The organism is Gordonia sp. 852002-10350_SCH5691597 (genome assembly GCF_001665715.1).
Taxonomy (GTDB): domain Bacteria; phylum Actinomycetota; class Actinomycetes; order Mycobacteriales; family Mycobacteriaceae; genus Gordonia; species Gordonia sputi.
Genome location: NZ_LZMO01000106.1, coordinates 15583 through 39590, shown reverse-complemented (window position 1 = coordinate 39590; position 24008 = coordinate 15583). Strand labels below are relative to the sequence as shown.

Sequence of the window (24008 nt, the reverse complement as noted above, 5' to 3'; positions counted from 1 at the left end):
GTCGCGTTTGATCTGGGACTCGACCAGATCGCCGAGCGTCGCGCAGACCACGAGAACAGGCCCGAGGATCAGTCCGATCCACCACTGGCTGTCGAGCAGCCCCACCACACAGCCGATCGCACCCGCGGTGCCGACAACCAGCGAACCCCCGAGGCCCTCCCACGACTTCTTCGGACTGATTGCCGGTGCCATCGGATGCTTGCCGAAGAGCACCCCGGCCGCGTAACCGCCGACATCGGAGCAGACCACGACAACCATCAGGGTGGCGACGCGAGCGGCGCCGTGGTCCTGGACGACCATCATCGCGCCGAACGACGCCAGCAGAGGCAGCCAGGCGAGCACCAGCACGCTCACCGAGAGGTTCTTCAGATAGTTCACCGGCGCGTGGTTGATGCCCTGCGCCAACAACATCCACACCATCAGCACCAGGAGCGTGCCCACGAACGCCACCAGGACGCCGGTCGTCCCCCACGGCCAGCTCGACCAGATGATCGCCTGCCCGCCGACGAGCAGCGGCGGCAACGCAACGTCGTAACCGCCGTCACGCAGGCGTTTGGCCACCTCCCACGTCGCGATCGCGAAGGCCACCGCGACGACGACATACCAGAGTTTCGGTGCGAACAGCAGGATCAGAATGATCCCGATGCCCAGGGAGAACCCGACCCCGAGGGCTGCCGGGAGATCACGCCCCGCGCGCGACTTCTTCGGCTCCGCCTCGGTGGTCGTCTTATCCGCCTCGGCTGTACTGCCGTCGTCGTCGTGATTCGTCGCTGAATCGTCGGACATGGGATGTGTCGGCTCCTCGGTCACACCTCGAGCAATTCGGATTCCTTGTGCTTGACCAGCTCGTCAACCTGGTGCACATAGCCTGCGGTCGTCTTGTCGAGCTCCTTCTCGGCGCGCGACACCTCGTCCTCGCCCGCCTCGCCGTCCTTCTGGATGCGCTTGAGCTCGTCGACGGTTTTGCGGCGGATGTTGCGGATCGCGACCTTGGCGTCCTCGCCCTTGCCCTTCGCCTGCTTCACGAGCTCCTTGCGGCGATCCTCGGTCAGCTGCGGAATGGCGACGCGGATCAGGTTTCCGTCGTTGGTCGGGTTCACGCCGAGGTCGGAATTGCGGATCGCGGTCTCGATGTCACGCAGACTCGACGGCTCGTACGGCTTGATGACGACCAATCGGGCTTCCGGAGTCGTGATCGACGCGACCTGGGTGACAGGGGTCAAAGCGCCGTAGTACTCGATGTGGATCTTGTTGAACATCGAGGGATTCGCGCGACCGGTCCGAATGGACCCCATGTCCTCGCGCGCCACGCCGACAGCCTTCTCCATCTTCTCCTCGGCGTCGAACAATGCGTCGTCAATCATGTCGGTTCCTGGTCCTCGTCGTTGTTGCCGGTTCTCGTCCGTACCGCGCTCGCCGCGTCGGGGGTTGGCCCCGTCGGCCTATGTGCTGACCAGTGTGCCAATACGCTCGCCGGCCACCGCACGCGCGATGTTTCCCTTCTCCAAGAGATTGAACACGAGCATCGGCATCTTGTTGTCCATACAGAGACTGAACGCGGTCGCGTCGGCGACCTTGAGCTCCTTGTCGAGTACCTCGCGGTGGGTGACCTCGCGATACAGCGTCGCGTCGGGGTTGGTGCGCGGGTCGTCGCTGTACACGCCGTCGACAGCCTTCGCCATGAGCACGACCTCTGCCTTGATCTCCAGCGCACGCTGAGCAGCGGTCGTGTCCGTCGAGAAGTACGGCATACCCATGCCGGCACCGAAGATCACGACGCGACCCTTTTCGAGGTGGCGCTGGGCACGCAGCGGGAGGTAGGGCTCAGCGACCTGGCCCATCGTGATCGCCGTCTGCACGCGGGTGCTGATCCCGCGCTTCTCCAGGAAGTCCTGAAGCGCGAGGCAGTTCATCACCGTACCCAACATGCCCATGTAGTCGGATCGGGCACGGTCGAGGCCGCGTTGCTGGAGTTCGGCACCTCGGAAGAAGTTGCCTCCGCCGATGACGACTGCGACCTGGACGCCCGAAGTGACCACCTCGGCGATCTGATCTGCGACGGTGCTCAGCACGTCGGGATCGAGACCGACCTGACCACCCCCGAACATCTCGCCGCCGAGCTTCAGCAGTACGCGGTGGTAGCCCGGTCGTGCGGATTCCTGGGACTCGGGGGTTTCGCTCATCAACATCCTCAACTCGTCGGTTCGCCTCGTCCATCTTATGGGGACGTCGCGGTCCTCGTGATCGCGGTCGCCGATCGGCACTCCGGTCGAGCGCGACTCGGACCCTGCCGACGCGGGCACGACAGGTCAACGCAGAGTGACGTGGAGGTGAACGAGCAGCTCAGCGCCGATGAGCGGCCGCGAACAGGCTCCGCAACGCAGGCCTGTCGTCGAGGACCGGATACGACCGACGTGGACTGTGCACACCGTCGCCCTCCATCACGAACGCGACAAGTGGGCTCCCGGAATCCGCGATACCCACTCGCGACAGGAATGCTGCGACGATCTGACGGGACATCGGCCCCAGTTCGTGAAGGGGACGATTGCGATGTATCCGCAGCCCGAGGTTGACCTGACCGATGGCATCGATGCCGTGGCGGGCAAGGGTGTCGAGCACGATTCCGATCTCGACGCCGTAGCCGGGGGCGAACGGGATGGAGGTCAGCAGTTCTCGTGTCGCGGCGTACTCACCCGCGAGCGGCTGTATCAACCCGCACAGTTGCGGACACAATGCCGCTATCAGCGGCCGCACGGTGAGCTCGGTGACCCGTCCCCCGCCCGACGGATCGACCCCGTCGACGCCCATGAGGGGACGCCGGTAGTAGCCCTTCACCAGCTGCAGGTCGGGCGTGGTGAGGAGCGGTCCGACCAGCTTGGGCACATACGTCGGATCCGGGTCGACGAGGTCGCTGTCGACGAACGCGACGAGGTCGCCGGTCGTCGTAGCCAACGAACGCCACAGCACCTCACCCTTCCCGTCGGCAACCGGGATGCCCTCGAGTGCGGACTCCCGCGTCTCCACCCTTGCTCCGGCCGCACGCGCGACCTCGATCGTCGAATCGGTGGACCCGGAGTCGACCACCACGAGTTCGTCGACCAACGTGCCGACCAGCGGCAGGATGGCTTCGACGACGCTGCCGACCGTCCGTTCTTCGTTGAGGGCAGGCAGGACGACGGAGATCGTCCGCCCCGCTTTCGCTTCGACGAGTTCCTCGACCGAGAAGTCAGGAAGTTCCCACGTGTTGGACTCCAGCCAGGTGGCCGACCCCTCCGACGTCGAAATCGTCATCGACGACGCAGCGTCGGCATTCGACGCCACGTTGACCGAGTGCTGCCCGCTCATCGCGTCAGCGCCGCCTTGAACTGCGGCCATGCCCGGTGCAGCTCGTCCTGCCAGTACGGCCAGGCGTGGGTACCGCCCTCATAGAAGTGGAAGGTCGCGGGTACGCCCAACTCGCGCATCCGCCGCTCCAGGTTCCGCGAACACTGATCGGTTGCCGTCTCGATGACCGCGCCGACAGCGACCTGCTCGGCGAGCTTCTGCCCGTTGCCGTCGATGCCGGGACCGTTGATCGTGTCGTAGCGACCGGGCATCCCCGAACCGTTGGAGACGTAGACAGACTTGCCCCGGAACTGCTCGACGTGCAGGTAGGGATCGTTGTCGCGCCACGCCGGAGCCGTCGGCGGACCCCACATGTTCACCGTGTTGCCGCCACCGCGGCCTTCCACGACCAACCGAACCGCCGCCTGGCCTGCCGGATCGCTGGTCTGGGCACAACCGCTGAACGACCCGAGTGCGCGATACAGCGTCGGCGCCTGCAGTGACAGCTGGAACACCGATGTACCGGCCATGGAGATCCCGGCGATGGCATTGCGGCCGTTGCCGTTGAACCGCTTGTCGACGACCGAGGGAAGCTCCTCGGTGAGGAAGGTGGCCCATTTCTGCACACCCAGCTTGGGATCGGTGCGCTGCCAATCGGTGAAGTAACTCGCCGCACCACCCATCGGCACGACCACGTTCACATCCTCGTGCGCAAAGAAAGTCCGGATATCGGTCTGGTCGAACCAACTGCTGCCACCTTCGCCGCCCGCGGCACCGTTGAGTAGGTAGAGCGTGGGAGCTGCCGCGCCGCTACGTGCGGGAATGACTTTCACCGGAACCGAACGTCGCATCGCAGGTGAAGCCACCTCGACGTCGATCTCAGTCGGAGCAACGACGTTCTCCGACACGATGCGGGCTCCGCCCGGCTCGGCCGACGCCTCCGGCCCCGCGACAACGGCGCCACTGAGCGCACACGCCGCGGATGCGATCGCGACGACACATGTGCGCAGGGCGCGTCTGCTGCGCGCCCTGTCACGACACGCCGCCACGTCGGCGTTCAGCCTTGCTGACTTCACTCGAATCTCCCCACATTCACCATCTGGCACGTACCGCGACCATCGCCGCCGGCCATGCGCACGCTCGCGACTCGAATCGAGACCCGACTTTCACCTCGCCCCGCGCGTGACACCCGCTTCGCAGTCGGAACATCTGTGATCACGAAATAACCGGCGAAGGACCCCCGATGCGGCAGTGTGCCGTACGCGATAACTGGTTGTCCACCAATTGAAGAAAGACCGGAAAGTTGGTCTTTTGACCCAATACCCACGGTCGCGAAAATGGACGTGTTGGTCTTTTGACCCACTTCAGTTCACTTGACCGACAACGGTTTTCACTGCCCGCGCGAGGCCACCCCGCCAATTGCGGCAATTAGCCTGTTACGGTACCGTCGCTGCAATATTGCATGACGTGTCATTTTCCGTCGTGAGGTGAGGGGAAATCGGGGTCCACACTCATCCACCGCCAGAGTGAATTGAGGTATTACCTGATGGTCAAGTTCGGCCTGATCGATGAGTGGCAGCCCCGCGTAGGAACGGTGACGAGCTGGACACTCTCCCCCGAGGCAATCGCCGCAGGAGCACAGGCACCAGTTCATCCGGTACCCGCGTCACATCAGCAAGAGGAATACCTCAAAGCCGCACTGCGCAACGAGTCCGCCGGATTCCGTTTCTCGCGACTTTGTCTGGAAGCCTTCGACTTCCAGACGCCTCTTGATCGAGGCGCACTCGAGCGTGCGGTCACGACTTTCCTGCGCAGACACGACACCTACCTCTCCTGGTTCTCGGCGGAGAAGGACGGATCGATCGCCCGGCACGTCGTCGATCCCCAGATCGTCGAGCTGTCGGCGACCGACCACGGCACCGTCGGGACGGCAGAAGAGATCCGGGCTCTCATTTCGGACATCACACCGGGTCCATTTCACTGGAACTGTTTCACATTCGGAACAATCGAATGGGATGGCGGCTTTACCCTCTACGCAGCCGTCGACCATCTCAATACCGACGGTATTTCGCAGGCGCTGACATGCGTCGAACTGATCACCCTGTATTCCAATGAAGCATTCGGACTCAAGAACCCGGTTCCCGAGATAGGTAGCTATCTCCGTTACTGCGAGCATGAGCGCAGCGTCTCTCGCGACCTGACCGCGCAGTCACCCGAGGTGCGCCGGTGGATCGAATTGATCCGGAACAATGATGGCGAACTACCACACTTCCCACTGCCGCTGGGCACGGAATCCGAGGGCTATACACGCAGTGGGCATCTGACGGAGAGCGTCTTCGACGAGTCGGCCGCTCAACGATTCGAGAAGATCTGCAAGGAGAACGGCGCCAACATGACCGCGGGGCTCCTCGCGGTGGCCGCCATTGCGTACTGCGAGTTCACCGGTGCCGCAGAGTATCTCGCGATGACACCGAAGAGCACCCGTGCCGTCGGTCCCGAGCTGAACTCCGTCGGATGGTTCACCAGCCTCATTCCCGTGCCGATCGCGGTCGCGCCCGGTGCCAACTTCACCGATGTCGCAGCCCTGGCAGGACAGAGCTACAAGGCAGGCAAGGATCTGACCGACGTGTCGCTGCACCGGGTGGCGCAGTTGGTCTCCGACGACGACGCCGTCGACATCCCCGTGGGGTGGACGGTGCCGATGTTCTCCTACATCGACGTCCGCAAGCTTCCCGGAGTCGACCTCTTCGATGCCATCAACGGCTGTCTCTACGGCAATCGCGGCAGTAGCGAAGAGGTCTTCATGTGGGTCAACAGGTTCAACGATCAGACGTCGATGACCTTCCTGTTCCCCGACACCGACGAGGGCCGCGACTCGCTCGCGCTCTACACCGAGAAGGTCAAGAAGATCATGCGAGCAGTGGCCGACCAGGGCGATTACCGGCCCGAACCAGCCGCCGCGAACTGATCGGTCGTAGCCGCGTGGCTGCCAACACCACCCCTGTGGTGTCGTCGAATGCGGCACCCGACACACCGACGCGGGCCGCGTGGCTCGCGCTGGCAGGGTGCCTCCTTGGTGTGTTCATGCAGATGCTGGACACGACGATCGTCAACATCGCGCTCCCCGACCTCACCGTCGACCTCGGCGCGTCGACGTCGGAGCAGTTGTTCGTCCTGAGCGTGTACACGCTGGCCTTCGCATGCACGCTCCTGACTGCTGCGACGCTGGGTGGTCGCCTCGGTCGACGTCGCATGTTCATCTTCGCGATGGTCGCGTTCACGGTCACGTCCGTGCTGTGCGGCCTGGCCCGCAGCCCGCTCGAGCTGATCATCTGCCGCGGCGCCCAGGGCATGAGCGCAGCGCTGATGTCGGCACAGACGTTGGCGCTGATCGCTGCGTTGTTCCCCAAGTCGCGCCACGGCGCGGTCTTCGGCATCTACGGCGCGGTCGCGGGACTGGCGGCCATGTTGGGACCGGTCCTCGGCGGACTCCTGGTGACCGGGGATCTGTTCGGTTGGGGATGGCGCGCGATCTTCTTCGTCAATGTTCCGATCGGCATCGTGGCATGCGTGCTCGCGGGCCGTCGACTTCCGCAGATGCGCGACGCCGACCCGCCGCGGCTCGATCTGGTCGGTGTGGCGCTGTCGACCGCCGGCCTGTTCCTGCTGCTCTACCCGCTGGCGGTGGGCCGCGAGCAGAACTGGCCACCGCGTCTGTGGGCCATGATGGGTGCGGCAGTGGTCCTGTTGGGCCTGTTCGTCGTCGTCGAACGTCGTCTGCTCCGCAGCGGAGGCGCTCCACTGCTCCGACTCGATCTCTTCGCGTCTCGACGATTCTCCGTGGGGCTGCTTCTCTCGCTGCTGTTCTTCAGCGTCTTCGCGGGATTCTTTTTCACGGTGTCGGTCGCGACCCAGTTCGGCCTCGGCTATTCGGCGTTGCGCACCGGGCTGCTCGCACTTCCATTCGCGATCGGGGCGGCCGCGGGTTCCGTCGGTTCGCCGCTTGTGGTTCGTCGGCTCGGGCCGGCACGCACACTGTGCCTCGGTGTCCTGATCTTGTCGGCGGGACTCGCCTGGCTCGCAGCAGAATTGGAGCCACAGACCGCGTCCTTGTCGGTGGCGGCCGTCATCGCGCCGCTCGTCGTCGGCGGTATCGGCACGGGATTCTTCATCGCTCCACTGCAGACGGCGATCCTCTCCGACACGAACGACCAGAACATCGGCTCCGCGTCGGGCTGTGTACCGACGGTGCAGCAGATCGGCGCCTCGATCGGACTGGCCGTGGTCACGATCTTCTTCTTCGGTCAGGTCTCGGCCCAGTCGGTCGAGGCGGTTCCCGCCGCGCGCGCCGGATTGTCTGCAGCGCTCGAGAACACCGACGTCGACCCGATGTTCCGCGGTGCGGTGGCCGACCGTTTCGCCGACTGCGCGTCGGCTCAACTGAGCTCGGCGCATCCCGAAACTCCCGCACCGGGTTGCTCGACGTCGGGGTCTGCCCAGCAGGGCGTGGCCGCCACTGTCGCAAGGCAGGCGGCGCCGGAACTCAAGACAGCGGGCCGGCACGTCGCGGCACAGAGTTTCATGGGCGCATTCCGCGCGACCCTCTGGGTGCTCGCGATCCTCGGCTGTGTGATCGCTGTGCTGTCGCTCGCGCTCGGGCGTCGCAGTGGCGACCAACAGCCGCAGTAGCGCCCAGCAGTCGGGTAGCAACCAAAAGACTGCCGCAACCAACAAGCAGGACGGCTCACGAAATACCAACGCCCGCATCCGATTTCGGATGCGGGCGGTGGTGGTCGTGCCTTACGCCTTCAGTTGGCGCCAGTGCTTTAGGACTGGCCGACCTCGAAGCGGGTGAACGCCTTGACGGTGGCGCCCGCCTCGTCGAGAACGTTCTTGACGGTCTGCTTGGAGTCCTTCACGAACGGCTGGTCGATGAGGACCGAATCCTTGAAGAATCCGGTCAGACGGCCTTCGACGATCTTCGGCAGAGCCTTCTCCGGCTTGCCTTCTGCCTTGGCGGTCTCCTCGGCGATACGACGCTCGTTCTCGACGACGTCAGCGGGGACCTCGTCGCGAGTGGCGTAACGCGCCTTGAGAGCGGCAACCTGCTGTGCGGCATTGCGCGCGGCCTCGGCAGCGGCATCGCCGTCGCCGTCGTAGGACACGAGAACGCCGACGGCGGGAGGCAGGTCGGATGCACGCTTGTGCAGGTACACGGCGACGGGTCCGTCGTAGTAGACGACACGACGCAGTTCGAGCTTCTCGCCGATCTTGGCCGAGAGCGCATGCACGGCATCGGCGACGGTGCCGTCACCGAGCTTGGCTGCCTTGAGCTCCTCGATGTCGCTGGTCTTTGCGACCAGAGCGGAATCGAGAACCTGGTCGGCGAGCGCCTGGAACTCGGCGTTCTTCGCGACGAAGTCTGTCTCGGAGTTGAGCTCGATCATCGCGCCACCCTTGGCGGCGACGAGGCCTTCGGCGGTGGAGCGCTCTGCGCGCTTGCCCACGTCCTTGGCACCCTTGATACGGAGCTCCTCGACAGCCTTGTCGAAGTCGCCGTCGTTGTTCTCGAGGGCCTTCTTGCAGTCCAACATGCCTGAACCGGTGAGCTCACGGAGACGCTTCACATCGGCTGCGGTGTAGTTCGCCATCGTTGGCGAGCCTCCTTCAAGTGGGTTAAACGGTGCGGGTGCTCGCAGAATCCGGAGGGATCCTGCGAGCACCCGCCGGTGGCTATCGGCTACGCGCGTCAGGCGGTAGCGGGCGGCTCCGTTGCGGCGGGAGCCTCGGCAGCAACCTCTGCTGCCGGTGCGGCAGCCTGGGTCAGCAGTTCCTGCTCCCACTCGGCGAGCGGCTCGCCTGCGGCGGCGTCGGGCTTGGCGTCCGAGGATGCCTGGCCTGCGCGAGCCTGAACACCCTCGGCGACGGCCGAAGCCACGACGCGGGTGAGCAGTGCAGCACTGCGGATCGCGTCGTCGTTACCCGGGATCGGGTAGTCGACGAGGTCGGGATCGCAGTTGGTGTCGAGGATCGCGATGACCGGGATGTTGAGCTTGCGTGCCTCACCGACAGCAATGTGCTCCTTGTTGGTGTCCACCACCCAAATGGCAGAAGGCACCTTGGCCATATCCCGGATACCGCCGAGTGTCCGCTCGAGCTTGTTCTTCTCGCGGGTCAGCATCAGGATTTCTTTCTTGGTGCGACCCTCGAAACCGCCGGTCTGCTCCATGGTCTCGAGTTCCTTGAGACGCTGCAGACGCTTGTGGACGGTCTGGAAGTTGGTGAGCATGCCGCCGAGCCAGCGCTGGTTCACGTAGGGCATGCCGACGCGGGTGGCCTCAGCGGCGATCGACTCCTGAGCCTGCTTCTTGGTGCCGACGAACAGGATGGTGCCGCCGTGGGCGACGGTCTCCTTCACGAACTCGTAGGCCTTGTCGATGTAGGTCAGCGTCTGCTGTAGATCGATGATGTAGATGCCGTTGCGGTCGGTGAAGATGAATCGCTTCATCTTCGGGTTCCAACGGCGGGTCTGATGCCCGAAGTGTGCGCCGCTGTCGAGCAGCTGCTTCATGGTTACGACAGCCATGAGTCTTCTATCCTTTGTGTGCAGTTGATATCGCCATCGGGTGATGGCGATCCTGGCGCCTGCGTCGCGCGGACCCGGGTGTCCGGGACCGCCCGCGCGAGTTTGTCGGCTCTCACACGCGACCGTGGTCGCCGTGGTGCATTGCCTGATGCGGGCGCGCGAAGTCACCTCATCCGCGGATGAGATGCCCCATCAGCTTACGCCGCCGCAGTTCAGAACCCAAAACGCCTCCTGCACGGCCCACCTTTGAAGAATTCTTTCGCGGCAAGGGAGCTTTCCGCGTCGCGCGCGCGTCAGAGTCGGCATGGACACCCACAGAGTCGACACGACCACCGACGACGAGCCGACCAACTCACACTCCGACGACCCAACCGGGCGCCTCCCGATTGTTCGACGACTGCTCGTCGTCCTCACCGACATCGCCCTGACCAGCGCACTTCTGCTGGGCGTTCCATCGCTTGCCGCCGCCCGTCCGCCCACCTACACCGCGCCGCTCGCTCCCAAGCCGACGGTGGTCACCGGATTCGACGAGCCGGATCAGCGGTGGCACGCGGGCCACCGTGGCGTCGACCTCGCCGTCGTCGAGGGCACGCCGGTTCTCGCGGCAGGCGACGGGGTGGTCCGGTTCGCGGGCGAGGTCGGCGGCAAGTCGACGGTGTCGATCCAGCATGCCGACGGCCTGATCACCACCTATGAGCCGGTCCGCCCCACGGTTCGGCGCGGAGATCGTGTGAGTCGCGGGGCATCCATTGGGACAGCGCTTGGCGGACACCCCGGATGTCCGACGACCGCCTGCGTGCATTGGGGCGCACGACGCGGCGCGGGGCGCAGCGCCGACTACGTCGACCCGCTCGGACTACTCGGAGCGGTACGGGTGCGCCTCAAACCGCTTGACGGCTGACGCGCCAAGGCTTTTCGGGATTCTCCCGGATCACGCCCGCGGATGCGCCTGACGGTGGGCCGCACGCAGACGTTCGACGCTGACGTGCGTGTAGAGCTGCGTCGTCGCCAACGACGCGTGGCCGAGGAGTTCCTGCACCACACGGAGATCGGCCCCGCCCTCGAGGAGGTGGGTCGCGGCGGAATGTCGGAGACCGTGGGGCCCCATCGACGGCCCGCCCGCGGCCTCGACGGCCCGGTGCACGACGCTGCGAGCTATGCGCTGATCGAGGCGTCCGCCGCGCGCACCGAGCAACAGCGCTTCTCCTGATCGTGGACCCACCAACGACGGTCGTCCGTCGCTTAGCCAGCGGGCCACGGCTTTCGCCGCGGGCGCCCCGTAGGGCACCGTGCGCTCTTTGTTGCCCTTCCCGATCACGCGCACCACCCGGCGGTGGCCATCGATGTCCGCAATGTTCAGCCCGCACAACTCGCCGACGCGAATCCCCGTGGCGTACAACAACTCCAGAATCGCGATGTCTCGCAGCGCAAGGGGCTCGTCGCTCTCGCGAAGCGACACGGCTTCTTCGCCTCCGTCGGCATCGGTCTCCGCTGCGGGGCTCTGCTGCCCCGCAGCGGCAATCGCGGCGGCCGCCTCGTCGGGCGCGAGGATCGGTGGCAGTGTGCGATGTGCTTTGGGTGCCTGCAGTCGGGTCGACGGATCGTCGCCGAGTATCTGTTCTCTGGAGGCCCAGGCGCAGAACGTCTTTGCCGACGACACCTGACGCGCGACGGTGGTTCGGGCCGCGCCGCGTCGAGTGTGTTCGGCCAGCCAGGACCTCAGTAATGCCAGATCGATGTCGCCGACAGGGACTCCCCTGGCGCCCGCGAACGCGATCAGGCCTCGCACATCCGACAGGTATGCACGGATGGTGTGCTCACTGCGGCCGCGCTCGTGTCGCAGATGGTCGGCGAAGTCGTCGAGCACGGACATGGTCATCGATCGATGACAACGAACGACGCGCGTGTACGCAACCGCACACGCGCGTCGTTGTCAGATCGTCATTGGGTCAGATGGTCACGGGGGCGGATCGTCACGAGGTCTGATCGTTACCGGGTCAGATCCTCGCCTTGACGTTCGGGGCTCTGACCCCTGCGTCAACGGCTGCCGCGCAGGCGGGACAGCCGTCCGGCCACCCGACCGGCCGTCGCTCTTCAACCGTTGACGCCCGCGCCCTCCTCCTCGGCACGCAGATCGGACTTCCACTGCCGGAAACCCTCTTCCGTACGGCCCCGTCGCCAGTAGCCGGAAATCGACGCCCTCGCTGCGCTCACGCCACGCTCCTTGCGCACATAGCCGCGCAGGTTGTGCATGACGGCCTGCGCCTCGCCGTGGATGAAGACGTGCGGTTCGCCGTCGAGCCAGTCGGTCTCGCGCACCGCCGCGATCAGCGGGGCGTTGTCGCCCGCGCGGTCGTCGGACACCTCGCCCGCAGGACCGCCGCGATGGACCCAGGTGATCTGCACGCCGGACGGTACGTCGAGCGGAACCTCATCGTCGGGGCCTGCGACCTCGATGAACGCTTTCGCGATCGCACCCTCGGGCAACGACTCGACGGCCGCGGCCAGCGCGGGAAGGCCTGCTTCGTCCGCGGCCAGCAGGTGCCATGCGGCGTCGTTGTCGGGGCGGTAGCCACTACCCGGACCGAGGAAGTGCACGGTGGAACCGGGAGCAACCGTCGCGGCCCAGGGACCGGCGATGCCCTCGTCGCCGTGCACCACGAAGTCGATTGCGATCTCGCGCGCGTCCTCGTCGACAGTGCGAATGGTGTACGTGCGCAACACGGGCTGCTGTTCCGGCGGTAGCGACCGCGACGCCCTCGGGTCGAAGTCGTCCGGGAAGTCGACACCGTCGGGCATGAAGATCAACTTCACGTACATGTCGGTGTCGCGCTCGTCCCGTGGCGGTAGTGCCACGGCGAAATCGCCGAAGCCGTCACCACCCAGATAGAGCCTCACCATGTGGGGTGTGATCTGCTCTCGCCGGAGCACCGTCATCGAATTCACGCGCTTTGCCATGAAACCTCCTAATGCGTTCCAGCTTACGCCACTCGAATTAGGGTTACCTAAATCGCGAGTCTCCATCCCGCACCGTCGCCGGCGATCAGACCTGCAATCTCCAGTCCCGCGAGCGCAGCACGAACGATACCGACGTCGAGGCCCGCGGCGAACGAGATCTCGGTGATCGTTGCACTCCCCTGACCGGGAATCGCGTCGTGGACCCGCTTTTCGTCGTCGGTCAGCGTGTCGGTGGGCCTGTCGCGACCGCGTCCGGGGTCGCCGCCTCCGTCGGGTACCGCCAGTGTGATGACCGACGCCGCGTCGGTCACGAGCACGCCGAGCCCATCGGCGATCAGGCGATGGCAGCCCACTGACGTCGCCGAGGTGACCGGTCCCGGAACGGCGCCGACCGGGCGGTCGATCGTGCGTGCCCATGCCGCCGTGTTCGCGGCGCCCGATCTCTTACCCGCCTCGACGACAACCGTTGCCGACGACAGCGCCGCGACCAACCGATTTCTCGTGAGGAACCGGTGCCGTGCGGCCGTGGTGCCCGGCGCGTACTCGGTCACCACGGCTCCACTGCCCGCGATCTCGGCAAGCAGCCGGGCATGTCCCGCCGGATAGTCACGGTCGATCCCGCAGGCAAGGACCGCCACGGTGATGCCTGCCGATGCGAGCGCGGCACGATGCGCGGCGCCGTCGACGCCATAGGCACCACCCGAGACAACAGCCCACCCCTGCGCACACAGCTCGCTGGAGAGCTTCCCGGTGACGTGCTCGCCGTACGACGACGCCGCTCGCGATCCGACGAGCGCAATCGAAGCGGCCGCGACGTCGTCGAGGCGCGCTGGGCCGCGCACCCAGAGTGCGATGGGTTCGTCGCCGTGCACATTCGGCTCGAGTCGCGTCAACGGAAGCAACGACCAGGCGGGCCATTCGGAGTCGTCGGACGTGATCAAGCGAGCATCAACCGCGTGCGCGGTGTCGAGATCCTCGGCGGGAGTGCAACTCTCGGCTCGAGCGCTTGTCGGACCCAGAACCGCCTCGTGACCGCTCGGTACCCGTCGACGACGAATGGCGTCGGCCGCGGCCTCTGCTCCGATGTCGTCGACGAGATGTCGGATGGAAGAACACGGAGGTTCGGCCACAGCACTCAGATAGGCCCACGCACGCAGCAGCTCATCGTTGTGGTGGGTGTCGGCGTACACGGTCATCGAAATCCCCCTCGGTCTCGGTACAGAAGTGCTTGCGCCACATCGGTTTCGGTCGGTACGTCGCCACCGCGCAAGTCGGCCAAAGTCCACGCGACCCGCAAAGCCCGATCGACGCCCCGCGTTGTCACGCGCCCCTCCCGAACACAGACGTCGACGGGCCGAAGGGCCTTGGGTGACAGCCGAAACTGTTGTCGCAGTGCCGAACCGGGCACTTCGGAGTTGGTTCGCCAGCCGTGTTCACGCCATCGTTCTATTGCCGCGGAACGAGCGGCGGTCACCCTTGCCCGGATGTCGGCGCTCGACTCCTCCGCTGCCATCATCAGCGCGGCGTTTCCCGGCGGCTCCATCTGCACCCGCAGATCGACACGGTCCATCAGCGGTCCGGACAGCTTGCCCAGATAGCGCCGCCGCACGACCGCGCTGCAGACACAGTCGACGTCGTGCACCGGGGCACAGGCACACGGATTCGCGGCGAGAAGCAGCTGGAAGCGCGCCGGATAGGTGGCAACCCCGTCGCGACGACTGATCCGCACCTCCCCCTCTTCGAGTGGTTGTCGCAGGGAGTCAAGCACTTTGGGCCCCATCTCGGCACACTCATCGAGGAAGAGAATTCCTCGATGTGCCAGCGATACCGCTCCGGGCCGCGCGATGCCGGTACCGCCACCGACCAGGGCTGTGGTCGAGGTGCTGTGGTGTGGGGCCACAAACGGTGGCGACGTGATCAGCGGCTGGCCCGGACGCAACCGTCCCGCGATCGAGTGAAGCGCGGTGACCTCCAGTGATTCCTCCTCCTCGAGGGGCGGGAGAATGCCCGGAAGTCGGCGGGCCAGCATCGTCTTCCCGATACCCGGTGGGCCGGTCATCATGACGTGATGTGCACCGGCAGCGGCGATTTCAAGTACGTGGCGCGCCTCGCTCTGACCGATCACATCGGCCATGTCGGCGATCGGATCCGCGGGGAGCGCCTTGATCTCACACACCGTGTCCAGCACGCACTCGCCGCGCAGCCACGAGGCCACCTCAGACAGCGAATGCGCGCCGCCGACCTCGATATCGCGCACGAGGGTCGCCTCACCAACCGACTCGATCGGCACGACTGCACGAGCGAAACCCGCGTTGCGCGCCTCGATCACCGCCGGAAGCACGCCGCGCACCGGACGGAGACGTCCGTCGAGCGCCAGCTCGCCCAGGAAGATCGTCCCGCCCAACCTCGACGTGGGAACAGCGTCCGTCGCGGCAAGTATCGAAACTGCAAGGGCCAGATCGTGTCCCGACCCGCTCTTGGGCATCTCCGCGGGCGCCAGGTTGACCGTCACCTTCTTCTCGGGGAACTTGACCCCCGAATTCGAGATGGCGGCCCGCACCCGGTCGCGCGCCTCTCGCAACGACGAATCGACGTTGCCCGACAACGAAAAGCCCGGCAACCCCTGACTCAGAGATGCCTGCACCTCGATCACGCCTGCCTCAAAAGCGTTCAGACCAACCGAATGACAACGCCCCAACGACATCGCACGTCCCTACTCGAATACGCCACTGTGGTGGCGCAACGCAGCGAACTCTGTGCGATCGGGATAGTGTGAATCGAGTTGTACCGAGATCACGTCGAATCGGATGGTCGGCCAGTACATCTCCTGCTCGGTGAGCCAGATCCGTGTCAATCGGCGCAGGCGCGACAACTTGTCGGCGGTCACCGCCTGCGCGGGATCGCCGAACACCCGACTGGCCCTCGTCTTGACCTCGACGACGACCAGCGTCGGGTCAAAGTCGACGTTGTCGTTGGCGATCAGATCGATCTCGCCATACCGACAACGCCAATTCCGTTCCAGGACAGACCAACCCAGATCGATGACATATCTGGCTGCCAGATCTTCACCCAGCTGCCCGATGAAGGCCCGCCGATCCGGACGCCGCTCCGACGACTCGCTTCTCATGCCACAACAGTGGCCGACGACGACGACGAGACAGCGAGAGAACCGGGATCAGTGCCTAGGTTGTGGAGCGACCGCCACCTGTGGACAGACGGTCATGACCCTCACGGCTCGTCTGGCAGCCGCAGCTCGGGCTTCTCGAGTTCCTCGATGTTGACGTCCTTGAACGTGATCACCCGCACCTGCTTGACGAATCGAGCAGGACGGTACATGTCCCAGACCCAGGCGTCGCTCATGCGGAGCTCGAAGTACACCTCGCCATCGGTATTGCGCGGGACCATCTCCACGGCATTGGCAAGGTAGAAGCGCCGCTCGGTCTCCACCACGTAGGTGAACTGGCCGACGATGTCCTTGTACTCCCGATACAGGGACAACTCCATCTCGGTTTCGTACTTCTCGAGATCCTCAGCGCTCATCGTGCAAGCCTATCGCGATCGGGTTCTGGCGGGAGGTCTGGTCGGGGTCGGCGACGTCGGGCCGCGACGTTGCGATACGACATCCGGTGCTGGTGGGAGGGGCCATGCGCGTCGAGGCAGGCCATGTGATGCGCGGTGCTGTAGCCCTTGTGGATCGCGAAGTCGTAGCCGGGAACCTCGTCGTCCATCGCGACCATGATCCGGTCGCGTGTGACCTTCGCGAGGATGCTGGCGGCAGCGATGCATGCCGCCGCGCCGTCGCCGCCGATCACCGGGAGCGACGGCGCGGTCAGGCCCGGAACCGCGAATCCGTCGGAGAGGACGTATCCCGGTGTCACGTCGAGTTGTGCCACCGCTCGACGCATACCCTCGATATTGGCGACGTGGATACCGATCCGGTCGATCTCGTCGGCGTCGATGACGACAACCGACCAGCTCGCGGCATACCGCGTGACAGCACGATAGAGGGTTTCGCGCGTGGCCTCGGAGAGGCGTTTGGAATCGTCGAGATCAGCCAGCGACGTCAGCTGAGTCGGCTTGAGCACGCATGCGGCGACCACCAGTGGGCCTGCGCACGCACCCCGACCTGCTTCGTCGACGCCTGCGACCGGACCCAGACCACCGCGGTGCAGCGCGAACTCGAAAGTGCGCAACCCCGCGGCCCGCCGAACAGGTGACCTCGGCGGCCACGAACCCACGACGCTGCGACTGCTCACTGCTGCGGGTTGATCGAGCCGACACCACCGATCCGCGACACGGGGTAGATGATGAAGCGCACCTTGCCGCGGACGTCGGACACCGGAACGGTGCCTTGCAGCTCGTCGGTGACGTGATAACGCGAATCCGCCGAGTACTCGCGGTTGTCGCCCATGACCCAGAGGTTGCCGTCGGGCACCTTGATGGGGCCGAAGTCGGGACCGTAGCAACTGGTCACCTGGTTGTCGGGCTCACCGGACTGGCCCGACGCCACGTCGCGCGACTGAAGACTCTTGTCGATGTACGGCTCGTTCAACGGCTTGCCGTCGACCTTCACGCCCACCCCGTCAGAGTTGCGACATTCGACGGTCTGACCGCCGGTGGCGATCACGCGCTTGACCAGATCATTCTCGTCGGGCGGCGCGAAACCAAACCACGACAGACCGTTCTGCAGACCGTGAACGACGGGATTACTCGACCGCGGCGACTCCCAGTCGCCATCCCACGACGATGTCGGGGCACGAAAAACGACCACATCGCCGGGCTTCGGATCGCCGAAGCGATACGCAAGCTTGTCGATGACGATGCGGTCGTTGGTGCACCCCTGACATCCGATGAGCGTCGACTCCATCGACTCCGACGGGATCACATACTGCCGACCGATGAAGGTCTGCAGAATCCACGTCACCAGCAGAACGCACGCGACGATGATGATCGTCTCGCGCAGCCATGAACCACGTTTCCGTTTCGGTTCGTCGTCGTCATCCTTGGTACGCCAGGGGCGCTCCTCGGAGTTCTCGGACCGGCGGTCGACAGGATCTGCCGGGCTCGAATGGGCGTCGTCTGCGTCGGAGTGATTCGCCGCGCTGTGTTCGGATGCCACGTCGTCAGGGTAGACGCGTCAGCGCTTTTCCTTGATCTTGGCTGCCTTGCCGCGCAGATCGCGCAGGTAGTAGAGCTTCGCGCGACGCACGTCGCCGCGAGTCAGGACGTCGATCTTGGCGATGTTGGGGCTGTGCACCGGGAAGGTACGCTCCACGCCGACACCGAACGACACCTTACGGACGGTGAAGGTCTCGCGGACACCGCCACCCTGGCGACGGATGACGACACCCTTGAAGACCTGGACGCGCTCCTTGGAGCCTTCGATGACCTTGACGTGAACGTCGAGGGTGTCACCGGGGCCGAACGCGGGGATGTCGTCGCGCAGCGACTGCTTGTCGAGGAAGTCGAGGGTGTTCATGATGTCGTTGTTCCTTAATGTGGCTACTGATGAACAGAGGAACCTGGCGACCCCCGCCATTGGCGTCGACGTTCCGACGATACGGCGTGAAGGGTTCGAACCGGTTCGTGCTCCGAGTCATGCCCGAGACGTCGGTCGACGGCCTCAGGCAACCCGTCCATTGTGCCAGAGCACCAGGGTGGAAGTGAAATCGCGCGTCCGCGGTACGAGCAGGCAGCCCAAACGGCGGCTCACGTTCGCGGCGACGGCGGCGATGCCACCGCAACACCCTCTGCCACCAGCACCGATGCAATTCCCTGCGGCATCGTCATGGCCGACGCCACGATGACGGGTGTCAGCCGCGCGCGTGCCATCTCGGCGACGATCGCGTATTCGGGCGGGCCTCCATCGCCCGCGAGCAACTCGCTGGGTGCGATCGCGAAACCCGGGCGCTGATACGGCTGCGGGTCGCTGGTCGCGACCACCCTGACCTGGCCTCCGTCCGCGTCGGTTCCGACGCCGATCGCCACACGCATCCACTCGGAGAAGGGCGACGGCAGCGACGTCTGCAATATCGCCGCACGCTCGATCAGCCATGTCGGGTCGATGTCGGGGGTACTGGCCTGGCCTCCCACGGCGCGGGCACCCTGCAGCGCGCCACCCGCCGACGCCCCCAGCGCCCCGAGCGCCCCGAAACCTCCCGCCGTCATCATGCCGCTGGTCGCAGCCGGCGGAGTCGATTCGGTTCGCTGTTCCGAATCGGCCACCTGTGCTGCGGAATCGCACGCATCCCCGGCGCGCCCGGTGTACTCGTCACCCGCGGCGGACAGCGCGTATCGACCCGCGCTCGCCGCCGACACCCGAGCCGAGTCGTCGCCGAGTGCGTCGGCCACCGAGCCCGCCAACCGGTCGCGATCGGCGATGGACGCGAGCAGTGTCATCTCCGCACGCGCGTCGACGGTCGCCAGTGCAAAGGCGTCGAGCGACGTGGCGAATGCGGCGAATCTGTCGGCAACGCCGCGCATGCCGGCGACGTCCGACGTCACCTGCGTGAGGGCGTCGATCAGCCCGTCGTGGAAGCGTCCCGACCCGTCGTGATCGCGTCGTAGGGCGTCGATGACGTCGGCGAGGTCGCGCAGTTCGTCACCGATTCCGCGGAGGCGGCGGCCACAGTCGACGAGCGCGGTCTCGTCGGCGCTCGGCCAGCACCCAGGTGCGAGCGATTCGGCAAGACGTCGAAGCTCCTCCGTCGCGCCGGCCGCGGGGTACGTGGTGTTCACGCGTCCGTTCATGGCGCGCCCCTGTCTGATCCGGCGATCTGACCGGATGTGCGGAACTGAGCGTCGAGTTCGCGGTCGACCTCGACCACCTGCGTCGCCCCGGCGACGGCGTTGTCGGCGATGACCGTGAGCGCCTGCGACAGCCCCTCGACTCCACGCGAGCACCCCTGTTCCGCACGCAGCGCCCCCGGACGAAACGCCGCGGCGGGCGCGCCCTGACCCATCGCGTCACCGACGACGAGTCCGACGGCCATCACTTCGTCGCCCATCGCGTCGACGCGTCGGGCGATCTCGGACAGTCGGCGCCTCAGATCGGCGGTCGCCGTGCCGTCGACACGCATCGTCGACGCGTCGTCGTGAGGTGTGCGCGACGGCTCGTTCATCCGGGCACCTCGTCTCGACGCGTCGGCGCCTCGTCGTGGCTTCGCCGGACGTCGGAGTAGGTGGGTCCGAGCTCGGACACGGTGCGCAACAGGCGCTCTCGCTGGTCGTGGAGCTCCAAGTCTGCGCGCGTGGCTAGTTCGACAATGGTCGAGGAGAGCTGATCAGCACGGTAGTGGCGCAATGCGGCAGGGCGAATGTCGACGTCGCGCACGAGTCCCCGCGATCCGACGGTCACGCTCACCAACCGATCGGGAGTCGACGCCTGCGCGGTCAGCCGATCGAGTTCGTTTGCGACTCTTGCCAATTCGACGCGCTGATGGTCGACCTCGTCGAGCATGCGTGTCCATCGATCCCGCACAGCACTCCCCTCCCCACCCCGGCCAACCGCTTCGCTGTCACTGCCCGGTTTGCGGAGATCATAACCGGACGCCGACCGGCACACGCCGTCTCAATGCACACCTGTGGAAATCGCGGACCGCCGAGAAGGCCCCGGAGAGCCCGCCATGGAAGCCAGGAGAGTCAGTCGTCGAGCAGGTCGGGTCTGCGCTCGCGAGTTCGTTCCAGCGACTGCTCGTGACGCCAGGCGGCGACTTTGGCGTGGTCGCCACTGAGCAAGACCGGCGGGACGTCGAGTCCGCGCCACTGCACGGGACGGGTGTAGCTCGGACCTTCGAGCAGCCCGTCGGAGAACGAATCCTCCTCGTGCGAGCGCGGGTTGCCGAGGACACCGTCGATGAGCCGCACGGTCGCCTCGATCATCGCCATCGCGGCCACTTCGCCACCGATCAGCACGAAATCGCCGAGGGAGACCTCTTCGACGCGGACGCGCCGGGCGGCGTCGTCGAAGACTCGCTGGTCGATTCCCTCGTACCTGCCGCACGCGAACACGAGATGCTTTTCGCGGCTGTAGCGTTGCGCGGTTTCTTGTCGGAATGGAACGCCCGCGGGCGTCGGGACCACGAGGAGGGCGTCGTCTGGGCACACCTCATCGAGACACGGCCCCCAGACGTCGGGTTTCATCACCATGCCCGGCCCGCCACCGTACGGCGAATCGTCGACGGCGCGGTGGATGTCGTGGGTCCAGTCACGGAGATCGTGAACCCCGACCTCGATCGCCCCCTTGTCGATCGCCTTGCCCAGCAACGCAATACGCAGGGGATCGAGATACTCGGGAAAAATGGAGACGATATCGATGCGCATGGGACCGGTGCGCAAAGGATCCGCGCGTACCGAATCCGTACGCGGTGATTCGCTCATGACTCGCCGACGTCGAGCAGCCCGTCGGGCGGGTCGATCACGATGCCGTCGAGTCCGACGGTCGGCACGATCTCGCGCACGAACGGCACCAGAACCTCGCGCCCATCGGCTGTCTTCACGGCCAGCAGATCGTTGGCAGGCAGATGCAGCACCGAGCCGACAACGCCAACCCGTTCGCCCTCGATGGTGGTGACCTCGACGCCTTCGAGTTCGTGGTCATAGAACTCGTCCGGGTCGTCGCCCGAGTCGACGTCGGCGCTGTCGATGAGGAAGAGCGTGCCGCGCAATGCGTCGGCCGCGGTGCGGTCGGACACCTCGGCCAACGACAGCAACAGCCGCCCGGCATGCTGCCGGGCGGCTGTCACCGTGTAATTCTTTTCGTCTCCCCCACGACCGGGTCGGCCACGGACGACCGAGCCGACCGCGAAGCGATCCTCCGGAACGTCGGTACGCACGTCGACAACTACTTCACCACGAATACCGTGTGACTTCGCGACACGTCCGACGACGAGATCCATCGTGGAGCGTCTACTCAGCGATCGGTGTCGACGATGTCGACGCGCACACCACGGCCACCGATTCCGGAGACCAGGGTGCGCAACGCGGTTGCCGTGCGACCGTTACGACCGATGACTTTTCCGAGATCCTCAGGGTTGACGTGTACCTCGACGAGGCGGCCTCGCCGACCGGTGATCAGTTCGACGCGCACGTCGTCGGGGTTGGCAACGATTCCGCGGACGAGATGTTCGACCGCGTCGGCGACGACAGCGCTCACGCCTGGTCCTTGGCGTCGCCGGCAGCAGCCTCAGCCGGAGCCTCGTCTGCGGCAGGCGCATCGTCAGCCTTCTTGGCGGCCTTCTTCTTGGGGGTGGTCGCCTCGGCGACGGGCTCGCTGTCGGCGGCGGCGAGTGCCGCGTTGAACAGGTCGAGCTTGGAGGTCTTGGGCTCGGCAACCTTCAGCGTGCCCTCGGCGCCCGGCAGACCCTTGTACTTCTGCCAATCACCGGTGATCTTGAGGATCGCGGCGACGGGCTCGGTCGGCTGTGCGCCGACACCCAGCCAGTACTGCGCGCGCTCGGAATCGACCTCGATGAGGCTCGGCTCTTCCTTCGGGTGGTACTTGCCGATGGTCTCGATCACCCGGCCGTTGCGGCGGGTCCGAGAATCTGCGACGACGATGCGGTACTGCGGGTTGCGGATCTTGCCGAGCCGCGTGAGCTTGATCTTGACAGACATGTGTTGCTTCTCCAGTGGTCACTGCGCAATTCAGCGGCCCGCCGGAAGTGGCGGACCCGGTTTTGCGATCTATTCGGGTGTGACCGTCGGGCGGTGCGTAACCGGTCCGACGAACCGAGGATCCATTGTGCCAGACGGCACCGGGGAGGAGAAATCGCCGCGACTGCGGCGCTGTCAACGCGTATGGAGTATGCGGATGCCCACCCCGCGACAAGGCAACCGCATGCTCCATACGACAGAAACGGACCCACAGGCCACACAACCGCGCTCGGCCCCCCAGAACGAGCGTTGCGCGTGGCCCGACCGAAGTCGGGACCGCCGACGCGCCTCAATGCAACGTGAGTGCCACCCTACTAGGCGGTAACAAGGGAAACCACGGCATGAAAGGTGGCGTACCTCACACCGGATTCGTCGCCGGCCCGAAAGCGTGACCGTCAGACGACATGACCGCCTGCGCACACAACGGCGCGGGGGCGTCGAAGCGTCGAGAGATCCGCCCGAGGATCGTCATCGAGGACGAGGAAGTCGGCGCGGTCACCGTGCTCGAGAGTTCCCGCTCCGAGCCAGCGTCGGGGTTCGGTGGTCGCCGATGCGAGAGCACCTGCGGCACCGAGGCCGATACCCGCGAGCCGCTCGATCTCGTCGACGATGCGCCCATGCCCGATGAATCCACCGGCATCGGTACCCGCGTACATCGCAACGCCCGCCTCGCGCGCCGCGGCAAATGTCGCGGGCGCATCGGCATGCAGCTTGCGCATGTGCGCGGCGTAAGTCGGGTATTTGTCTGCGCCCGCGGCGATCTCGGGGAAGTTGTCGACCTGAATCATGGTGGGCACCAGGGCAATCGACTTCTCGACCAGCAGGTCGATCTGATCGGCGTGTAGGCCGGTGCCGTGCTCGATGCAGTCGACGCCAGCCGCGATGAGGTCGTCGAGCCCGTCACTGCCGAACACATGCGCCGTGATGCGAGCACCCGCGTCATGCGCCGCGGCAACGGCACCGTCGAGTTGGGATCGGGTCCACAGCGGGGCGAGGTCGCCCACCCCGCGGTCGATCCAGTCACCGACGAGCTTGACCCAGCCGTCGCCTGCAGCAGCCTGTCGGGCCACCTCAGCGGGTAGGTCGTCGGGGTCGTCGAGTTCGATGCCGTATCCGCGCAGGTACCGCTTGGCGCGCGCGATGTGCTTGCCGGACCGGATGAACAGGGGGCCGGCGTCGGCGTCGAGTGGGTGGGTGTCGAGCGGTGAACCGACCTCGCGGATGAGCAGTGCCCCGGCTTCGGCGTCGGCGCGCGCGAACGCGCGGGCCTGCTCGATGGTCACGCCGAGTCCCGGCGCGATTCCCACGTGATTGTGGGCATCAACGAGTCCCGGAACGATCCAGCCGTCGGAGGCGACGGTCGTGGCGTCGGGCACCGGCTCGCGGGAGATGGTCTCACCGACCACCCACAGCTCGACGAGCTCATCGGTCAACGGATCGTGACCGCGATAGTGACGTGCCGTCGACGAGCCGCGACCGCTCACGG

27 protein-coding genes are annotated in these 24008 nt (G+C 65.8%); 3 read left to right on the top strand and 24 right to left on the bottom strand.

Annotated elements, in window-relative coordinates:
• The 5 genes from A5777_RS07945 to A5777_RS07925 all read right to left on the bottom strand — a co-directional run.
• The coding region (locus tag A5777_RS07945) for a phosphatidate cytidylyltransferase (RefSeq protein WP_064862230.1) at positions 1–786 on the bottom strand (786 nt) is incomplete at its 3' end.
• Between the two features lie 20 nt (positions 787–806).
• Positions 807–1364 carry a ribosome recycling factor gene (gene frr / locus A5777_RS07940; protein WP_005204967.1) on the bottom strand — a complete coding sequence of 186 codons (558 nt, stop codon included), beginning with the start codon at positions 1362–1364 and terminating at the stop codon, positions 807–809.
• A gap of 78 nt (positions 1365–1442) precedes the next feature.
• Positions 1443–2183 carry a UMP kinase gene (gene pyrH, locus A5777_RS07935; RefSeq protein ID WP_005204968.1) on the bottom strand — a complete coding sequence of 247 codons (741 nt, stop codon included), beginning with the start codon at positions 2181–2183 and terminating at the stop codon, positions 1443–1445.
• A 160-nt stretch (positions 2184–2343) separates the two neighbouring features.
• Positions 2344–3345, bottom strand: coding sequence for a glucosyl-3-phosphoglycerate synthase (locus A5777_RS07930; RefSeq protein ID WP_082933585.1), 1002 nt, complete (start codon positions 3343–3345; stop codon positions 2344–2346).
• Positions 3342–4400 carry an alpha/beta hydrolase gene (locus A5777_RS07925; protein WP_231894983.1) on the bottom strand — a complete coding sequence of 353 codons (1059 nt, stop codon included), beginning with the start codon at positions 4398–4400 and terminating at the stop codon, positions 3342–3344. The genes A5777_RS07930 and A5777_RS07925 overlap by 4 nt, the downstream gene beginning before the upstream one ends.
• A 470-nt stretch (positions 4401–4870) precedes the next feature.
• Here A5777_RS07925 and A5777_RS07920 point away from each other — a divergent pair, with 470 nt between their 5' ends.
• A complete protein-coding gene (locus A5777_RS07920) occupies positions 4871–6292 on the top strand; it encodes a condensation domain-containing protein (protein WP_064862223.1) in 1422 nt (473 codons plus the stop codon).
• A gap of 14 nt (positions 6293–6306) precedes the next feature.
• The gene (locus A5777_RS07915) at positions 6307–8013 is read left to right on the top strand and encodes a DHA2 family efflux MFS transporter permease subunit (RefSeq protein WP_005204973.1); all 1707 of its coding nucleotides are present in this window, start codon (positions 6307–6309) and stop codon (positions 8011–8013) included.
• A gap of 137 nt (positions 8014–8150) precedes the next feature.
• Here the strand turns inward: A5777_RS07915 and tsf are convergent, their stop codons facing one another.
• A complete protein-coding gene (tsf, locus tag A5777_RS07910; RefSeq protein WP_064862222.1) occupies positions 8151–8975 on the bottom strand; it encodes a translation elongation factor Ts in 825 nt (274 codons plus the stop codon).
• A 98-nt stretch (positions 8976–9073) separates the two neighbouring features.
• Positions 9074–9910 (bottom strand): 30S ribosomal protein S2, encoded by an 837-nt coding sequence (rpsB, locus tag A5777_RS07905; protein WP_005204976.1) that lies wholly within the window; start codon positions 9908–9910, stop codon positions 9074–9076.
• 304 nt (positions 9911–10214) lie between these two features.
• On the opposite strand from rpsB, the gene A5777_RS07900 reads away from it, so the two are divergent.
• Entirely contained in the window at positions 10215–10811 is a 597-nt protein-coding gene (locus A5777_RS07900; protein WP_156529314.1) for a M23 family metallopeptidase, read from the top strand.
• A 30-nt stretch (positions 10812–10841) separates the two neighbouring features.
• Here A5777_RS07900 and A5777_RS07895 read toward each other — a convergent pair whose 3' ends face one another.
• From A5777_RS07895 to A5777_RS07815, 17 genes are all read right to left on the bottom strand, one after another.
• On the bottom strand, positions 10842–11789 hold the full coding sequence (locus A5777_RS07895; RefSeq protein WP_064862221.1) for a tyrosine recombinase XerC: 948 nt from the start codon (positions 11787–11789) through the stop codon (positions 10842–10844).
• A 215-nt stretch (positions 11790–12004) separates the two neighbouring features.
• On the bottom strand, positions 12005–12868 hold the full coding sequence (locus A5777_RS07890) for a siderophore-interacting protein (protein ID WP_005204984.1): 864 nt from the start codon (positions 12866–12868) through the stop codon (positions 12005–12007).
• Between the two features lie 47 nt (positions 12869–12915).
• Positions 12916–14064, bottom strand: a complete 1149-nt coding sequence (gene dprA / locus A5777_RS07885; protein ID WP_064862220.1) for a DNA-processing protein DprA — start codon at positions 14062–14064, stop codon at positions 12916–12918.
• Positions 14061–15572 (bottom strand): YifB family Mg chelatase-like AAA ATPase, encoded by a 1512-nt coding sequence (locus A5777_RS07880; RefSeq protein ID WP_005204987.1) that lies wholly within the window; start codon positions 15570–15572, stop codon positions 14061–14063. The genes dprA and A5777_RS07880 overlap by 4 nt, the downstream gene beginning before the upstream one ends.
• Before the next feature lie 9 nt (positions 15573–15581).
• A complete protein-coding gene (locus A5777_RS07875; protein WP_082933584.1) occupies positions 15582–15995 on the bottom strand; it encodes a YraN family protein in 414 nt (137 codons plus the stop codon).
• 101 nt (positions 15996–16096) lie between these two features.
• On the bottom strand, positions 16097–16408 hold the full coding sequence (locus tag A5777_RS07870) for a DUF2469 domain-containing protein (protein ID WP_005176689.1): 312 nt from the start codon (positions 16406–16408) through the stop codon (positions 16097–16099).
• Positions 16405–17106: a ribonuclease HII gene (locus A5777_RS07865; protein WP_005204991.1), complete on the bottom strand. Its 702-nt coding sequence runs from the start codon at positions 17104–17106 to the stop codon at positions 16405–16407. Before A5777_RS07865 ends, A5777_RS07870 begins: the two co-directional genes overlap by 4 nt.
• Before the next feature lie 14 nt (positions 17107–17120).
• Positions 17121–17987, bottom strand: a complete 867-nt coding sequence (lepB, locus tag A5777_RS07860) for a signal peptidase I (RefSeq protein ID WP_064862219.1) — start codon at positions 17985–17987, stop codon at positions 17121–17123.
• Between the two features lie 18 nt (positions 17988–18005).
• On the bottom strand, positions 18006–18347 hold the full coding sequence (gene rplS, locus A5777_RS07855; RefSeq protein WP_005204995.1) for a 50S ribosomal protein L19: 342 nt from the start codon (positions 18345–18347) through the stop codon (positions 18006–18008).
• A gap of 230 nt (positions 18348–18577) precedes the next feature.
• Positions 18578–19606 (bottom strand): hypothetical protein, encoded by a 1029-nt coding sequence (locus A5777_RS07850; protein WP_231894982.1) that lies wholly within the window; start codon positions 19604–19606, stop codon positions 18578–18580.
• 8 nt (positions 19607–19614) lie between these two features.
• Complete coding sequence (locus A5777_RS07845; RefSeq protein ID WP_064862217.1) at positions 19615–19989, bottom strand: hypothetical protein; 375 nt, start codon at positions 19987–19989, stop codon at positions 19615–19617.
• Entirely contained in the window at positions 19986–20327 is a 342-nt protein-coding gene (locus tag A5777_RS07840) for a YbaB/EbfC family nucleoid-associated protein (protein WP_064862216.1), read from the bottom strand. Before A5777_RS07840 ends, A5777_RS07845 begins: the two co-directional genes overlap by 4 nt.
• A 182-nt stretch (positions 20328–20509) precedes the next feature.
• Positions 20510–21190, bottom strand: a complete 681-nt coding sequence (trmD, locus tag A5777_RS07835) for a tRNA (guanosine(37)-N1)-methyltransferase TrmD (protein ID WP_064862226.1) — start codon at positions 21188–21190, stop codon at positions 20510–20512.
• Between the two features lie 53 nt (positions 21191–21243).
• Positions 21244–21765, bottom strand: a complete 522-nt coding sequence (gene rimM, locus A5777_RS07830; RefSeq protein ID WP_039855184.1) for a ribosome maturation factor RimM — start codon at positions 21763–21765, stop codon at positions 21244–21246.
• Positions 21766–21779: 14 nt separating this feature from the next.
• Complete coding sequence (locus A5777_RS07825) at positions 21780–22022, bottom strand: RNA-binding protein (protein ID WP_005176668.1); 243 nt, start codon at positions 22020–22022, stop codon at positions 21780–21782.
• The gene (rpsP, locus tag A5777_RS07820; protein WP_005205007.1) at positions 22019–22483 is read right to left on the bottom strand and encodes a 30S ribosomal protein S16; all 465 of its coding nucleotides are present in this window, start codon (positions 22481–22483) and stop codon (positions 22019–22021) included. The genes A5777_RS07825 and rpsP overlap by 4 nt, the downstream gene beginning before the upstream one ends.
• 434 nt (positions 22484–22917) lie before the next feature.
• On the bottom strand, positions 22918–24006 hold the full coding sequence (locus tag A5777_RS07815) for an amidohydrolase family protein (protein ID WP_064862215.1): 1089 nt from the start codon (positions 24004–24006) through the stop codon (positions 22918–22920).
• Between the last annotated feature and the right edge of the window lie 2 nt (positions 24007–24008).

Excerpts from the sequence above, each read along its gene's own strand:
- A5777_RS07930 (WP_082933585.1), bottom strand. The coding sequence starts at position 3,345 with ATGAGCGGGCAGCACTCGGTCAACGTGGCGTCGAATGCCGACGCTGCG.
- rpsP (WP_005205007.1), bottom strand. The coding sequence starts at position 22,483 with ATGTCTGTCAAGATCAAGCTCACGCGGCTCGGCAAGATCCGCAACCCG.
- A5777_RS07895 (WP_064862221.1), bottom strand. The coding sequence starts at position 11,789 with ATGACCATGTCCGTGCTCGACGACTTCGCCGACCATCTGCGACACGAG.
- rimM (WP_039855184.1), bottom strand. The coding sequence starts at position 21,765 with ATGGATCTCGTCGTCGGACGTGTCGCGAAGTCACACGGTATTCGTGGT.
- tsf (WP_064862222.1), bottom strand. The coding sequence starts at position 8,975 with ATGGCGAACTACACCGCAGCCGATGTGAAGCGTCTCCGTGAGCTCACC.
- frr (WP_005204967.1), bottom strand. The coding sequence starts at position 1,364 with ATGATTGACGACGCATTGTTCGACGCCGAGGAGAAGATGGAGAAGGCT.
- A5777_RS07900 (WP_156529314.1), top strand. The coding sequence starts at position 10,215 with ATGGACACCCACAGAGTCGACACGACCACCGACGACGAGCCGACCAAC.
- pyrH (WP_005204968.1), bottom strand. The coding sequence starts at position 2,183 with ATGAGCGAAACCCCCGAGTCCCAGGAATCCGCACGACCGGGCTACCAC.
- A5777_RS07890 (WP_005204984.1), bottom strand. The coding sequence starts at position 12,868 with ATGGCAAAGCGCGTGAATTCGATGACGGTGCTCCGGCGAGAGCAGATC.
- A5777_RS07840 (WP_064862216.1), bottom strand. The coding sequence starts at position 20,327 with ATGCTCGACGAGGTCGACCATCAGCGCGTCGAATTGGCAAGAGTCGCA.
- rplS (WP_005204995.1), bottom strand. The coding sequence starts at position 18,347 with ATGAACACCCTCGACTTCCTCGACAAGCAGTCGCTGCGCGACGACATC.
- trmD (WP_064862226.1), bottom strand. The coding sequence starts at position 21,190 with ATGCGCATCGATATCGTCTCCATTTTTCCCGAGTATCTCGATCCCCTG.
- A5777_RS07880 (WP_005204987.1), bottom strand. The coding sequence starts at position 15,572 with ATGTCGTTGGGGCGTTGTCATTCGGTTGGTCTGAACGCTTTTGAGGCA.
- dprA (WP_064862220.1), bottom strand. The coding sequence starts at position 14,064 with ATGACCGTGTACGCCGACACCCACCACAACGATGAGCTGCTGCGTGCG.
- A5777_RS07920 (WP_064862223.1), top strand. The coding sequence starts at position 4,871 with ATGGTCAAGTTCGGCCTGATCGATGAGTGGCAGCCCCGCGTAGGAACG.
- A5777_RS07870 (WP_005176689.1), bottom strand. The coding sequence starts at position 16,408 with ATGAGCGCTGAGGATCTCGAGAAGTACGAAACCGAGATGGAGTTGTCC.
- rpsB (WP_005204976.1), bottom strand. The coding sequence starts at position 9,910 with ATGGCTGTCGTAACCATGAAGCAGCTGCTCGACAGCGGCGCACACTTC.
- A5777_RS07845 (WP_064862217.1), bottom strand. The coding sequence starts at position 19,989 with ATGAACGAGCCGTCGCGCACACCTCACGACGACGCGTCGACGATGCGT.
- A5777_RS07875 (WP_082933584.1), bottom strand. The coding sequence starts at position 15,995 with ATGAGAAGCGAGTCGTCGGAGCGGCGTCCGGATCGGCGGGCCTTCATC.